13 protein-coding genes and 2 pseudogenes are annotated in these 13328 nt (G+C 35.0%); 12 read left to right on the forward strand and 3 right to left on the reverse strand.

Annotation, left to right across the window (positions count from 1 at the left end):
• Positions 1-121: 121 nt before the first annotated feature.
• Positions 122-2275, reverse strand: a complete 2154-nt coding sequence (locus AB3U99_RS07250; protein WP_400246637.1) for a LysM peptidoglycan-binding domain-containing protein — start codon at positions 2273-2275, stop codon at positions 122-124.
• Between the two features lie 495 nt (positions 2276-2770).
• On the opposite strand from AB3U99_RS07250, the gene AB3U99_RS07255 reads away from it, so the two are divergent.
• From AB3U99_RS07255 to AB3U99_RS07290, 8 genes and pseudogenes are all read left to right on the forward strand, one after another.
• Positions 2771-3568 (forward strand): inositol monophosphatase family protein, encoded by a 798-nt coding sequence (locus tag AB3U99_RS07255; RefSeq protein ID WP_400246638.1) that lies wholly within the window; start codon positions 2771-2773, stop codon positions 3566-3568.
• Positions 3569-3894: 326 nt separating this feature from the next.
• Positions 3895-4809, forward strand: a complete 915-nt coding sequence (locus AB3U99_RS07260; protein WP_400246639.1) for a phosphate/phosphite/phosphonate ABC transporter substrate-binding protein — start codon at positions 3895-3897, stop codon at positions 4807-4809.
• Positions 4810-4885: 76 nt separating this feature from the next.
• Positions 4886-5656, forward strand: coding sequence for a phosphonate ABC transporter ATP-binding protein (gene phnC / locus AB3U99_RS07265; protein WP_400246640.1), 771 nt, complete (start codon positions 4886-4888; stop codon positions 5654-5656).
• Positions 5656-6474, forward strand: a complete 819-nt coding sequence (phnE, locus tag AB3U99_RS07270) for a phosphonate ABC transporter, permease protein PhnE (RefSeq protein ID WP_400246641.1) — start codon at positions 5656-5658, stop codon at positions 6472-6474. Before phnC ends, phnE (AB3U99_RS07270) begins: the two co-directional genes overlap by 1 nt.
• Complete coding sequence (gene phnE, locus AB3U99_RS07275) at positions 6474-7271, forward strand: phosphonate ABC transporter, permease protein PhnE (RefSeq protein ID WP_400246642.1); 798 nt, start codon at positions 6474-6476, stop codon at positions 7269-7271. Before phnE (AB3U99_RS07270) ends, phnE (AB3U99_RS07275) begins: the two co-directional genes overlap by 1 nt.
• Positions 7272-7767: 496 nt before the next feature.
• Positions 7768-8057, forward strand: a pseudogene (gene tnpA / locus AB3U99_RS07280) (IS200/IS605 family transposase); the annotation flags it as partial.
• 87 nt (positions 8058-8144) lie between these two features.
• Entirely contained in the window at positions 8145-8405 is a 261-nt protein-coding gene (locus tag AB3U99_RS07285) for a metal-sensitive transcriptional regulator (RefSeq protein WP_312097676.1), read from the forward strand.
• A gap of 171 nt (positions 8406-8576) precedes the next feature.
• Positions 8577-8873: pseudogene (locus tag AB3U99_RS07290) on the forward strand (rhodanese-like domain-containing protein).
• A gap of 61 nt (positions 8874-8934) precedes the next feature.
• Here the strand turns inward: AB3U99_RS07290 and AB3U99_RS07295 are convergent.
• Both AB3U99_RS07295 and AB3U99_RS07300 read right to left on the reverse strand, forming a co-directional pair.
• A complete protein-coding gene (locus AB3U99_RS07295; RefSeq protein ID WP_400246643.1) occupies positions 8935-9291 on the reverse strand; it encodes a hypothetical protein in 357 nt (118 codons plus the stop codon).
• Between the two features lie 64 nt (positions 9292-9355).
• Positions 9356-9547, reverse strand: a complete 192-nt coding sequence (locus AB3U99_RS07300) for a hypothetical protein (protein WP_400246644.1) — start codon at positions 9545-9547, stop codon at positions 9356-9358.
• Positions 9548-9786: 239 nt separating this feature from the next.
• Between AB3U99_RS07300 and AB3U99_RS07305 the strand changes: the two genes are divergently transcribed.
• The 4 genes from AB3U99_RS07305 to AB3U99_RS07320 all read left to right on the forward strand — a co-directional run bounded on the left by AB3U99_RS07305 (position 9787) and on the right by AB3U99_RS07320 (position 13059).
• Positions 9787-10401, forward strand: a complete 615-nt coding sequence (locus tag AB3U99_RS07305) for a spore coat protein (protein WP_400247980.1) — start codon at positions 9787-9789, stop codon at positions 10399-10401.
• Positions 10402-10482: 81 nt separating this feature from the next.
• On the forward strand, positions 10483-11217 hold the full coding sequence (locus AB3U99_RS07310) for a polysaccharide deacetylase family protein (RefSeq protein ID WP_400246645.1): 735 nt from the start codon (positions 10483-10485) through the stop codon (positions 11215-11217).
• Positions 11218-11444: 227 nt separating this feature from the next.
• Entirely contained in the window at positions 11445-11666 is a 222-nt protein-coding gene (locus AB3U99_RS07315; protein ID WP_400246646.1) for a hypothetical protein, read from the forward strand.
• Positions 11667-12228: 562 nt separating this feature from the next.
• Positions 12229-13059 carry a manganese catalase family protein gene (locus AB3U99_RS07320; RefSeq protein ID WP_400246647.1) on the forward strand — a complete coding sequence of 277 codons (831 nt, stop codon included), beginning with the start codon at positions 12229-12231 and terminating at the stop codon, positions 13057-13059.
• Positions 13060-13328: the final 269 nt, after the last annotated feature.

Raw genomic sequence — 13328 nt, forward strand, 5'->3', positions numbered from 1 at the left:
TTTAACAGGTTTAAGGGAGGAACAGTATATAGTTTTATTGTAATGACCTCAAAAGTAGAGAGTGGAATTCACTTTCTACTTTTAACATCACTAGATAATGATAAAACTGCTCTAAGTTTGTTTATCTTGTAAGCCCGGCTGCTCTTTCTACTTGAGCTTGGTGTAATGGATCTGGTTTTCCATCTGCGTGGCGAGTTGAATTGGCAAAATAAACGTCAAAATGACCAGTAATCCCGTTATTTGCAATATATTCTCTTTCATGGGGCATAAAGCTCATACTAGCAGCAAGCTTTCTACCATCTATTTCAAGAATAACGGCACGAGTATTCCAGGAAAATCCACCCCAAATAGATTTTGCTATATTGGTATCAGAAGCTGATACTGTTTCACTATCTGCGTGGTTTGCTCCAATTGTTCGTTGAATATAGAAACTTTTCCCCGTTATTAAATCGGTTACTTTTGCTTTTTTTCCAATGGTGAAAATGTACTGAGCCTCTGTCCACCAATCTAAATATTCTCCATGGTTTGAGCTAACAACTTCTTTCACAGGAATATGATGGACAGGAATTGTTAATTTTTGTCCTATTGATAAAGTGTTATTCGTTGATAGATTATTTGCTCGTAAAAGCTCTAATTGAGGTATCCTATATTTTACACTTAAGTCCCATATATTATCTCCAGCGACAACTGTATGTGTCGTATAAGTAATCGTTTTGGCACTTGCTTGGGATGGAGCATTTAATCCGTCTGGAATTGACAGAGCTTGACCAATTTGTAATATATCTGATCTTAGCAGATTTGCAGAAAGAATAGAGTCTACCGTCACACTAAATTGTTTTGAAAGCAAAGAAAGCGTATCTCCAGATTTAACATAGTAAGTAAAAGTTTTTCTTTCTTCCGTAACTGTTTTGGAAGATTCGGATGCAGTGCTAGGAATTTGAAGTGTTTGTCCGATTTGCAATACATCGGAAGTTAAGTTATTGATGCTTTTTAAATCAGAAACGGACGTTCCAAATCGTTGTGCTACTGACCATAAATAATCCCCTGCAACAACTGTATAATTGGTAGTTGTTGGTTGAACAGGAGAAGGAGTAGGCGCATGTGTTGCGTTAGATGGAATAGCTAACACTTGGCCAACTCTTATAGCGTCAGATGTTAAACTGTTTGCTCTTTTCAAATCGTCAATCGTGATGCCAAAGTTTCTTGCAATCACGGATAAGCTATCCCCTGCAACAACTGTATAATTACTAGTTGTAGGTGTTACAGGTTGTGTGGGAGAAGGAGCAGGCGCATGTGTTGCGTTAGATGGAATAGCTAAGACTTGGCCAACTCTTATAGCGTCAGATATTAAACTGTTTGCTCTTTTCAAATCGTCAATCGTGATGCCAAAGTTTCTTGCAATCACGGATAAGCTATCCCCTGCAACAACTGTATAATTACTAGTTGTAGGTGTTGCAGGTTGTGTGGGAGAAGGAGTAGGCGCATGTGTTGCGCTAGATGGAATAGCTAACACTTGGCCAACTCTTATTACGTCAGATGTTAAATTATTTTCTTTTTTCAAATCGTTAATCGTAACGCCGAGGTTTCTTGCGATAACAGATAAACTATCACCGGCAAGTACAGTGTAATGATTAGCTGTAGATGGTGGAGTAGGTGTTGCCGGTTCATTACTTTGCACTGTTGTTTGCTCTCCAAAAATCATAGGGATAATGAGAGTTTGACCTAGGCGCGTGTTATCACTAGTTAAATTATTAGCCTGCCTTATTCCATCAACCGTTGTGTTATAGTTTTTGGCAAGAACGGTTAGGTAATCACCTGTATTCACTGTATGAAATGATTTTGGAATGATTAGTTGTTGATTAACCTGTAGAACATCTGATGAAAGTTTATTTGCTCTTTTAATATTGTCAACAGTGGTGTTGTATTTTTGGGATAAATTCCATAATGTATCATTATTCTTGGTACTGTAATAAATCGAATTACTTTGTACGGAATAATTGGAAGGAGAAGCTGCTTTTGCAGAAGTGATTTCTCCCATTAATGGAATAGTAGTTACGGCGATTCCGCCAATTATAACCTTAGCTACCTTTACTTTAATGGCAGGGTATCTTTCTTTAATGATAGATTTTGCAATTTCTACAATATCTTTCTTATCTTTAGGAATACTGCCGAATTCCTCAGCAAATTCAGATAAATGATCCGCGATATAAATAATTAATTCATATTCATCGCTAGTAGAATTTATTTTTTTTAGTTCGAATTTTTGATAGTCCATGTGTTCACTCCTTTTATAACTTATATATAGTTTTTTTATAAGTTATAAAAATATGCATCTGCTTTCAACGAAGGATTATAAAGGAAAGGTTGAAACGCATTTCCCTCAATTTCTTCTGTTAATTAATGATTAGAAATTATTGTCGAATATCATCGAGTTAATAAGATTTAGTAGCTTCAATTGTGAATTTCAAGAAGGAGGCGTCTTTCCTTTATAGTCAGTTGTTATTGGTAGAGGTATTTTTGGCGTTTCGAAGATATTTTCTAATAAATCTTTTTAAAAAAGATTTATTGAAATATCATTTGCAAGAAGTCTTTAGAAAACTTTTGCAAAATAAAAATTTGAATGAAAAAATTTAATATTCTATTGAAAGTAAAGGTGATGTGATATAAACTAACATATAGTGACAAAAAGCGGCAAAAACTATTGATTCTAATAGGTATTTATACATAAATAAATAAATCTTGTATACAGTAAGTTTTAGGGGAGGAAATGATGGAAGATTCGAGAGTGGTTGAGATTGCTGAAAAAGCGAAGGAATGGACGCTGGAGGCTGGAGCTCGTCTAAACTTATCTCACCAAGAAAAGTTAAATGTAGAATATAAAACATCTGCTGCTGACATCGTTACACAAAAGGATAAAGAAATTGAACAATTTTTTATCGGGAATATAAAGACGACCTATCCAGGACATTATGTTTTAGGAGAAGAAGGCTTATCAGATGTATTGCCAACAGATACTCAAAATGGAGTTGTTTGGATTATTGACCCAATAGATGGTACAACAAATTTTGTTCATCAGAATCTGAATTATGCTATTTCTGTTGCAGTTTATATAGAAGGAGAACCAAGCATTGGTTATATTTATGATCCAATTAAAAAGGAACTGTTTTCTGCGATAAAAAATCAGGGAGCTTTTCTAAATGATCAGCCCTTATCTACTTTAACTTCTTGTGGGATAGAAGAAGCAGTAATATGTTTCAACCATTTGTGGCTTGTTCCAAATGAAAAAGTAGACTATGAAAAAATGCAACGCCTAGTAAGTGATGTAAGAGGTGTTCGTTATCTTGGCTCTGCAGCATTAGAGATGGCATATGTGGCTTGTGGAAGATTAGACTCTTCTTTGGATTTTAGACTATCTCCATGGGATATTGCAGCAGGTTTAGTCATTTTGAATGAAGTAGGTGCTGAAATGACGACTTTGGAAAACCAAACCATTAATGTGTATACGAAATCATCTACTATATTTTCTAGACCAGGAATTCATCAATATATTCTTGAGTATCTATCTTAAAAATCGTAGGTCTCTATTAAATTGAATATTCTGAAAAAAAGATAATATAATATTTCGTTTAGCTAAACGAAATATTAGGTAATTGACAGTCTTTCTTAATTACTATTATCACCTTTATAACAGTATTAATATTTCTCTTTTGTAATAAAAATGGACTTTATCCATTTTTATATAAATTTTATCCATTACTACAATTTGAACAGGGGGGGGACAATCTTTTAGTATGTATCTACATACTCATACTAAAAGCTACTTTTTTTATCGGTTTTTTGCAGTTGTTTTCTTTTATTTATTACACTATCTATTAAGAAAAGAGGGCTAAGAAATTGAAAAAGACATTATTTTCACTAGTTATGGTATTAATGCTTGTAGCACTAACCGCATGTAGTGGGGGAGAAAAGAACGAAAGTAGCAAGAGCAATGGAAATGACGGAGAAATTAAGGAACTGACTTTAGGGTTTATTCCATCACAAGAGGCAGATAAAATTGCTGATACAGTAGAACCACTTGAGAAAAAACTTTCAGAAGAACTTGGAATTCCAGTTAAAGCAGAAGTTATGATTGACTTCGTTGGATTAGTAGAAGGTATGAGAACGGGAAAAATTGATATTGGATTTCTAAATCCATTTGGATTTGTTCAAGCAGAAGATCGTGCCAATGTTGATGTTTTATTAAAAGCGATTCGTAATGGTGGCGATACATATGTTGCTCAATACGTTGTTCCAGCAGATTCTAAAATTAATTCGGTTGAAGATTTAGTAAATACAGAAGGTCTTGTTTGGGCTTATGCAGATACATTATCTACTTCTGGATATTTATTCCCAGCTTCACAATTAATGGATATGGGTGTTAAAGATTTATCTACACATTTTCAGCATTCAGTAGTTGGCGGACATGATAATGCGATTCTTTCATTACTTGATGGACAAGCTGATTTTGCAACTACATTTGATGATGCCCGTGATACAGTAGAGGGTGACTATCCTACAGTTAAAGAGGACTTAAAGGTTATCGGTCATACAGATCCAATTCCAAACGATACATTATCTGTTCGTAGTGACCTGCCAGATGAGTGGAAACAAAAGATTAAAGATGCATTCCTAGCATTTAATGATGATGAAGAAATGATGACAATTATGCATGATGTATATACTTGGGATGGTATTGCAGAAGCTAAATCAGAAGATTATGAAATCGTAAGAGAAGTATACAGCAAGTTCGAAGATGAGTTATCTGAATAATATAGAGTAATGTAAAAAAGGAGGCGGAGTTTACCTCCTTTTTTACAAGTAAGTAAATGCAGAGGAGATTCTTTAGATGATTGAATTTAAAAATGTATCTTTAACTTACCCAAATGGTCATCAAGGACTAAAAAATGTTAATTTAACGATAAATGATGGAGAGTTTATCGTTGTTGTTGGATTATCAGGTGCAGGAAAGTCTACTTTAATAAGAAGTATTAACCAATTAGTGAAACCTACAGAAGGAGAACTAATAATTAATGGGAAAGATACTTTAAAGTATAATGAACGGCAATTAAAAGAAGTACGCAGAAATATTGGAATGATTTTCCAAAACTACAATCTAGTAAAAAGAATGTCAGTGCTTCGCAATGTGTTAACTGGAAGTCTTGGTAGAACGGGTACATTTAACAGCCTATTTGGGTTATTTTCAAAGGAAGATAAGGCATTGGCAATGAGTAGTCTTGCAAGAGTGGGGATTGACGATAAAGCGTACCGAAGAGCAGATCAACTTAGTGGTGGACAACAACAGCGTGTTAGTATCGCTAGAGCACTTACGCAAAAACCAAACGTCATCTTAGCAGATGAGCCGGTTGCAAGTTTAGACCCGCCGACCTCTCATACAGTAATGAAAGATTTAAAGAAAATTAATAAAGAAGACGGAATTACAACGATTATTAACCTTCACTTTATTGATATGGCAATGGAATATGCTGACCGTATCATTGGCATGCGTGAAGGGGAAGTAGTATTTGATGGACCTGTTAGTGAAGTAAGTGAAAAAACATTTGAAGAGATCTATGGTCGTCCAATTAAAGAAGATGACATTATAGGAGCTGAAAAATAATGTCGAAGCAAAAGAAGAAAGAGTTAGTGGATAATGGGAATATTGCTGTATTCCATTCAAAGACGAAAGTAACAATAACTTATATCCTTATTATTGTAATAGGCTTATATATAGCTTCTGCATTTTACACGGAAGCTTATCCGAATCTGATTATTGCTGGAATGCCAGTTGTTATAGATTTTGTTATTTATGATTTTTTTCCGCCTAACTTAAAGTATATTTCTACCGTTTTGAAAGCATTAATCGAAACGTGGAATATGGCGTTATTGAGTACAACACTTTCGGTTATTATTGCATTGCCGATAAGTTTTCTTGCTGCTGCAAATATCAATAAGAATAAAGTGTTTTATCAAATTGTGCGTTTTCTTTTAAATATCATCCGTACGATACCAGAGCTTATTTTAGCAGTTCTTCTTGTTGCTTTTATGGGAATTGGTATTATTTCTGGTATTGGAGCATTGTTTATTTTTTCACTAGGAATACTTGCAAAGCTTGTTAGTGAAACGATCGAAGCGATTGATCCAAACCCGCTTGAAGCAATTCGAGCTACTGGTGCTAACACCATTCAAGTAATTAGATATGCTGTAATACCACAAATTTTGCCACAGTACACTTCTTACGCATTATATGTGTTAGAAATAAATGTGCGTGCTTCTGTTATTTTAGGGTTTGTTGGAGCTGGTGGAATTGGGATTATATTAAAACAGCAAACAAGTCTATTTAATTATGGAAATGTGTCAACTATTATTCTTATGACATTTATTGCGGTCACTATCATTGACTTTGTAAGTAGTCGTGTAAGGGAGCGTTTATTATAATGACTAAAAATACTATCATACAAAAGCCAAGAAAAGACAGGATGTTTTGGATTAGAACAACTATTTCTGCTGTCATCCTTGTTTTTCTTTACTATATTGCCCTGACTACAACAGATTTGACATATAGAGGATCAACTTTGAGTCCAGGTGCATTACTGCAACGTCTATTTTGGAATCCGTTCTTTGATGATGCTGTTTTAGAGAAGGTGCCTGAATACATAGCCTATATGATTGAAACATTAGCAATCGCATATGCAGGAGCAGTTATTGGAGCAATTTTAGCGATTCCATTTGGATTCTTAGCTGCTTCCAATATTTCGAAGTTTTCCTATATTGGAAAATGGATTTTAAATGCTATTCGTGCATTTCCAGAGGTAATGTTTGCGATTATCTTTGTCGCTGCGGTTGGAATGGGACCATTTGCTGGAGTGCTTGCGATTGGGATTAACTCCATTGGAATGCTTGGGAAATTGTATTCAGAAGTTATTGAATCAATCGATATGAGTGTGCTTGAATCATTTAAAGCTAATGGTGCAGGAAGACTGCAAACGATTTGGTATGGGGTAATACCGCAGATTATTCCTGAATTTGCTTCATATGCTATTTATCGCTATGAAATTGATGTGCGTTCATCTACTGTACTTGGGGTAGTTGGTGCAGGCGGAATTGGTACACCTCTTATCATTGCTGCAATGCAGCGTAGCTGGGAACGAGTTGGGATGATGTTAATTATTATCATTGTTGTTGTTTCTGTCATTGACTTTATTAGTAGTAGAATTCGTAGAAGACTTGTATAATTTAGTTCATAAAAGGTGTTAGGTAGTGCATTAGATAATTATCTTTTGTAGTGTCAGACATCTTTTTCTTTACTTTTACCTAAGGAAATATTCTGTGATCCTTCAATAAAACCAAATTCTCGCTCTACACTTTCTCTTACATCAAGTAAATATCCACCGTATTGGACAATTTGTTAGGTCAAATATTTTAACAATAGAAGTACCTAATGTCCCTTCGTACTTTTCTCTTTTTCCCATTATATTATTTGCCGCAATTCTCCCTTGGCGATTTGCCGGTCCTACTAATGGGATCATTGTCTTTTTTTATCCAGAAGACTCCATCTGATTTGTGTTGCGGGCGTAAGCCCAACAAATCAGGTGGAGATGAATGGCCGTCAGCCAATAGGCTGAACAATTTTGTGTGGTTCCTATCATTTTTTTGCTATCTAATGAGCTATCATTGGCCTATTTTTGTTGTTAAATAATATAATCAGTCATAGATGGGAAGTGGATTAATTTGACAACAAAATTAGATAATAATAACCACTCAGTATTCTCACTCTACTATCATTTGGTTTTGGTTACAAAATATCGTAAAAAAGCACGGAATAATGAGATTTCAGCTTATCTAAAAGATTCGTCCGATTGTTAGAACCAAAAGGAATTACCGTAGAAGAATGGAACCATTATAGCGACCACATTCCTATTTTGTTTCGCTCTGTTCCTAATATCGACTTATCAAAAGCAATAAATAGTTACAAGAGCGTTAGTTCTCGATTTGTAAAACGTGATTTCCCACAGATAAAACTAGATATAGTATAATTTAATCAAGTATAATGAAACGATTAATAATGGTTGATTAAAAATACTTGTCGAATGGAAGGAGCATTTTCTTTGGAATATAATGATCAATTAAAAAATAGAGTGAAACGAATGGAAGGACAACTAAGAGGCATTCTGAAAATGATGGAGGAGAATAAGGATTGTAAGGAAGTAATAACACAGCTATCAGCGGTTCGTTCAGCAGTAGATCGAACAATGGGAGTAATTGTTAGCACTAACCTAGTAGATTGTGTAGTAGAAGCAGAAAAAAACGGAGAAAGAATGGACGAGGTTATAAAAGAAGCTGTTAACCTGTTAGTAAAAAGTAGATGATAAAAAGATAAAAGCTCTAAAATAAAGTGAAGCTTCCAACAATGAGGGATTTCCTTCATCCCCCGCGGATGGTTAGTGGAACCAGTCGGGCCTTTAGGACACCCACATATCTTCCTCAAAATTTCGTAAGTAAGAGGTGGAAGTCTTAATATTTTTGGGAGGAATAATACTATGAAGGAAATAACATCTAATGAACTAAATCGAAAATTATCAAGCGGTGAGAAAGTATCCATTATTGATGTACGTGAACCAGCTGAAGTGGCTACAGGGAAAATTCCTGGCGCAATGAATATCTCCTTACGATTACTTGAATTTCGAATGCATGAATTAGATAAGCAAATAGAATATTATATCGTGTGCCAAGCAGGTGGAAGAAGTACTCAGGCCGCTCAATTATGATCGAAAAATGGTTTTCGTGTAGTAAATATGATTGATGGGATGCAGAGCTGGGGTGGGAAAGTAGTCTAAGGTAATTAAAAAACAGGAAGCGAGATAAATTCGTGCTATCCTGTTTTTTATTTTGCTATTTTTAAAAAGCTTTGGGAAATTTAATGGGAGAATTTAAAGACAGCTTGTCCTTATAAGAACGATAGGCAATAAGGATTTGATCCTTTGTGCTAGCATCTAATTGTAAAATATAATTGCCATTTGTCTCTAAATAGTAATGAATGCCATTTTCTTGCAAATGGCTGAAGTAATAATAATTCCCCAATAAATATTTGCATTCTGTTTTTGTCTCCTTATGCTCTTTTATAAATTCTGCAAGTTGATTCATGGAGACAGAGGATTCACCGGTTAGTGTGAGGAAACCTTTGCGTACTGAATCAGTAGCATGTGCAATCGAATCTTTTACTTTTGTGACCATTTTATCGAAATTGCTACTCATTTCTACCTCCAAACAATTCCTAAGATTTATCAAACATAGCGGTCAGCTCCACTTTTCTGTAAATTTATTGTTTAAATGTTTGATTAAATTTTGCCAATTCAGGGTCTTTTTTTAATTGCTTAACATGAAAGGCAGTTGTTTCTGCGCCAGTGTCTCTACTTATTCCTAATTGGTCTCCATCAGCATCTGCAATAACTCCTTCTCTTGGTCCATCCATATTAGGATCCACATTAACATGAGCTTGATCTCTTGGCATCATAACACCTCCTATTGTTAGGATGGATTAAAATAAGAAAATAATCCATGTTTTTCTGAATCAAAAAACACTAGCTTTTCACAAGATAGGGTGAATCCATTTGTAATTATTATTGCCATATTATTTTCATTTTTTAAGCGCATAGTTTAATCAGCTTTTACCATACTAATCCTGTTGTTGAATTATATTTACAGGAGGAGATTATTTTGTTGCAAAATGGACAACAAGTACATCAAAATATGCAAACGGGGCAAGTTCCACAGGCGATGAATCATGGTGGTCATGAAATGTTTGATGTGCATGAAGTATTAGCTGGAGCAATTAATACGATGAATTTGTATAAACTGTTAGCAGAACATGTTCAGGATCCTGAATTACGTGATATTCATAACAGACAATACCAATTTATCCAAGAAGAATACAATTTAACATTGGAGTGTTTTCAATCTGGACAACCTCCAGCTAAAAGAACAGAGCCATATATGATGAAAGAAAATAATGATTTCATCTTTGGTATGACGCAAATGCCACCATCTAAACCAATTCAAAATGTCACTGAAATGAGTGATCAGCATGTGGCAGCAGCAATGCTAAATGCACTAAAGGCATCTGCTTCTATGAAAACGATGGCAGCAGCAGAGACAACCAATCCGGTAGTACGTCGTGTCATTGCAGCGTCTATACCAAACTGTCTTGAAATGGCTTATGAAGTCTCCTTATATCAAAACAAGCATCATTATTATCAAGTGCCACAATTAGCTGCACAAGATATGCAGCAAATATTAAACGGATTTGCACCTGCTCAAGGTATGCCGATGCAACAGCAAATGAATATGAATAATAATATGCATTAATCGCCTATTGAGAAGAAGTTGCCTCAGATTTCTGAGGCAACTTCATTTCAGTATAAGAAAAGAAAAGGGAGCATATTCTATATGAAAAAAATAGCAATTATATTCTTCTTTCTATTTATACTTTTCCCATCTTACTCTGTATTTGCTGAACAAAAGGTTCCAATCTTAGTTTATCATTCCATTGATGAGTTTCACGGACAAGGTTCAAAGGAATTATATGTTTCTCCTGACAATTTTGAAAAACAAATGAAGTATTTGCGCGACCATGGTTTTAGTTTGTTAACATTTGAAAGATGGCAGGATATTCATAAAGTAAAAAAGCCGATTTTTATTACTTTGGATGATGGCTATAAAAATAATGTAAATGTATATGATATTTTTCAAAGGGTTAAGAATAATCAGTTTGTCCCTACAGCAACGATATTTGTTATATCAGATTTTATTGGGAATACGAATCGTCTATCTAGTAAAGATTTGAAGAGTCTGTCCGATTCGGGATTATTTTCTATTCAATCCCATACTGCCACACATCCTGATTTAACAAAAACATCAGATTTTTATCATGAACTCAAAGATTCAAAAGAAAAAATCGAGAAAATTACAGGTAAAGTAGTTAATGTCCTTTCTTATCCATATGGTAATACCGATTCTAAAGTCATAAAAGAGGTAAAGAAGTATTACTTTTGGGGATTAACAACAACACCTGAACTCTATAGTGAAAAGGGGATAAAGGATGAACGGTATCTATTGCCTCGAAAATATATTAAGTATTCAACTACACAGGAGGAGTTTGTTGAAATAGTGGAAGGAAGATAAGTTAAGGTTCCTATTAGGAGGGATTATCATTTTATGGGTGGTAGGGCAAAACTTTAGGATAATATCGATTATTGGCGGTTTTTGTCATTTTATTTCCCGGGAAAGCAATGGACTGTCTTTCTTGTACAATCAAGTTATAGAAAATCAGTCCCATACGTTTACTTCATCCCAATATTCGCTTTGACAATCACTTCTGCGTATTTCTTCACATCTAGTATATTGGATGATTGGATGGAAGTGTTCCGATAAATGCTCCTAAGAAACCAGCTGGAATTGAAACAATGGTCGGATTTGTTAAAGGGAATATAGCAGTTTCAGTTAAAAAAGCGACGCTAGGCTCTGGATTGAGTATACTAGGACTAATTGCAACCAATACTAATGCCGAAATTAATCCAGTTATTACACCTGTTATAGCATTTGTAGTGTTAAAATTTCCTAACGTCTTGTAATGGTGATAATTGGTACGTTGGCACTTGCTGCTACGCAGATGCAAGGGATACGAGAAAGGCTACATTCTTTTTTGAGCAAATAGTGCAAGTGCGATTGAAAGAATGGCTACTGCAAAGGAAGAATAGGGTGCTGGTTTTCTGTAACCTTGCCTTTTTTTATTTGAATTTAGCAAGGACGGGGAAGAATGCATATATCCATGTCCAAGTAATAGATTCTATCGATGGAATATTTTAACAAATTACTCATCTACTTTCCCCCTTTGAAGATATATTATTTTCCAATATACAATAGTGCAAAAACTTTAAAGAAGATTAGCATGGTTCTTCCTCTTTAAATGTGAGCGTTTAAATTATGTGAAAATGCATATTCTAGCTGAAATAAAGGGCCACTTGAAAAAATGATTACGGGTTGCGATAGAAAGGTGTGCTAACAATTTTATTAGATCATAATTCTAGACACTTTCTCTATTTTAAGATTTCTTCCATTGTTTATTTTTTTCCTATCTGGGGTACATCTTTACGGAACAGTAAATAAGAAAAGTCGTAAGGAGGAGATATCGTCATGTTTCGTCATCAAAAAGAATTACAGTTTGAAGTGAAAGTGGACAAGCCAGATCCAATGTTAGCACGTCAAATCCAAGAGGTACTTGGAGGTCAATTCGGGGAAATGACAGTTATGATGCAATATCTTTTCCAAGGTTTTAACTGTCGAGGAGAAGAAAAATATAAGGATATGCTAATGGATATCGGGACAGAGGAGATTGGCCATGTGGAAATGCTGTGTTCTCTCATAAGTCAGCTTCTAGATGGAGCGTCACCTGAGGATCAAGCGGAAGCTGCAAAAGATCCAGCAGTTGCCGCCATTATGGGTGGAATTAATCCGCAGCATCTGCTTGTAAGTGGTTTGGGTGGCATGCCTACTAATTCAAATGGGGTACCGTGGAATGGTTCTTATATTGTAGCAAGTGGGAATCTATTAGCAGATATGCGTTCCAATCTTCATGCAGAAAGCCAAGGTCGTCTGCAGGTGGCAAGATTGTACCATATGACAACAGATGAGGGAGTTAAAGCAACATTTAGAAAAATGTTAGCACGTGACCGTTACCACCAGTATCAATGGATGGCAGCAATAGAGGAACTAGAAGTGAAAAATGGTGTGGTCGTTCCAGCAACCTTCCCACCAGAAGCAGAAAAAGAATCGCAGCCAGAAGCTTATGAATTTTGGAATCTATCAGAAGGAGATGCTTCTTCTGAAGGCTTATGGGCAACAGGAAGTGCACAAGATGGTACTGGTGACTTCGTTTATGTAAAAGAACCGGTTCCAAAAGGACAAGATCCAAGTAATCCTATTCCTTCCGAATCGTTGCATCATGATTTGAATATTAAAAAGTAAGATGAATAATAAAAATAGACGTAAGCTATTATTACAAAAAAGTAGCTTACGTCTATTTTTTGTTTCTTCTAGTATTCTCTTTAGAAATAGTGTAGAATTACTAGAAAAGTTTTAAATAATCACAAGAATTAAAATTTTGTGTATTTCCGAATGCTTGTTTTCATGTTACATTTATTTATAACTAAGCAAGGTGTGGAAATTAGTTTTGTATGATCCACAAAGGAGATTTTTCTATACATAATAATTATTTGTTTTTTTAGAAAAATCTA

The sequence above is a fragment of the Niallia tiangongensis genome, assembly GCF_044704065.1.
GTDB classification, from domain to species: Bacteria; Bacillota; Bacilli; order Bacillales; family Cytobacillaceae; genus Niallia; species Niallia tiangongensis.

Bases quoted from the DNA above. Each gene is read 5' to 3' on its own strand.
- AB3U99_RS07250 (WP_400246637.1), bottom strand. From the start codon at position 2,275: ATGGACTATCAAAAATTCGAACTAAAAAAAATAAATTCTACTAGCGAT.
- AB3U99_RS07255 (WP_400246638.1), top strand. From the start codon at position 2,771: ATGGAAGATTCGAGAGTGGTTGAGATTGCTGAAAAAGCGAAGGAATGG.
- phnC (WP_400246640.1), top strand. From the start codon at position 4,886: ATGATTGAATTTAAAAATGTATCTTTAACTTACCCAAATGGTCATCAA.
- phnE (WP_400246641.1), top strand. From the start codon at position 5,656: ATGTCGAAGCAAAAGAAGAAAGAGTTAGTGGATAATGGGAATATTGCT.
- phnE (WP_400246642.1), top strand. From the start codon at position 6,474: ATGACTAAAAATACTATCATACAAAAGCCAAGAAAAGACAGGATGTTT.
- AB3U99_RS07295 (WP_400246643.1), bottom strand. From the start codon at position 9,291: ATGAGTAGCAATTTCGATAAAATGGTCACAAAAGTAAAAGATTCGATT.
- AB3U99_RS07300 (WP_400246644.1), bottom strand. From the start codon at position 9,547: ATGCCAAGAGATCAAGCTCATGTTAATGTGGATCCTAATATGGATGGA.
- AB3U99_RS07305 (WP_400247980.1), top strand. From the start codon at position 9,787: ATGCAAACGGGGCAAGTTCCACAGGCGATGAATCATGGTGGTCATGAA.
- AB3U99_RS07310 (WP_400246645.1), top strand. From the start codon at position 10,483: ATGAAAAAAATAGCAATTATATTCTTCTTTCTATTTATACTTTTCCCA.
- AB3U99_RS07320 (WP_400246647.1), top strand. From the start codon at position 12,229: ATGTTTCGTCATCAAAAAGAATTACAGTTTGAAGTGAAAGTGGACAAG.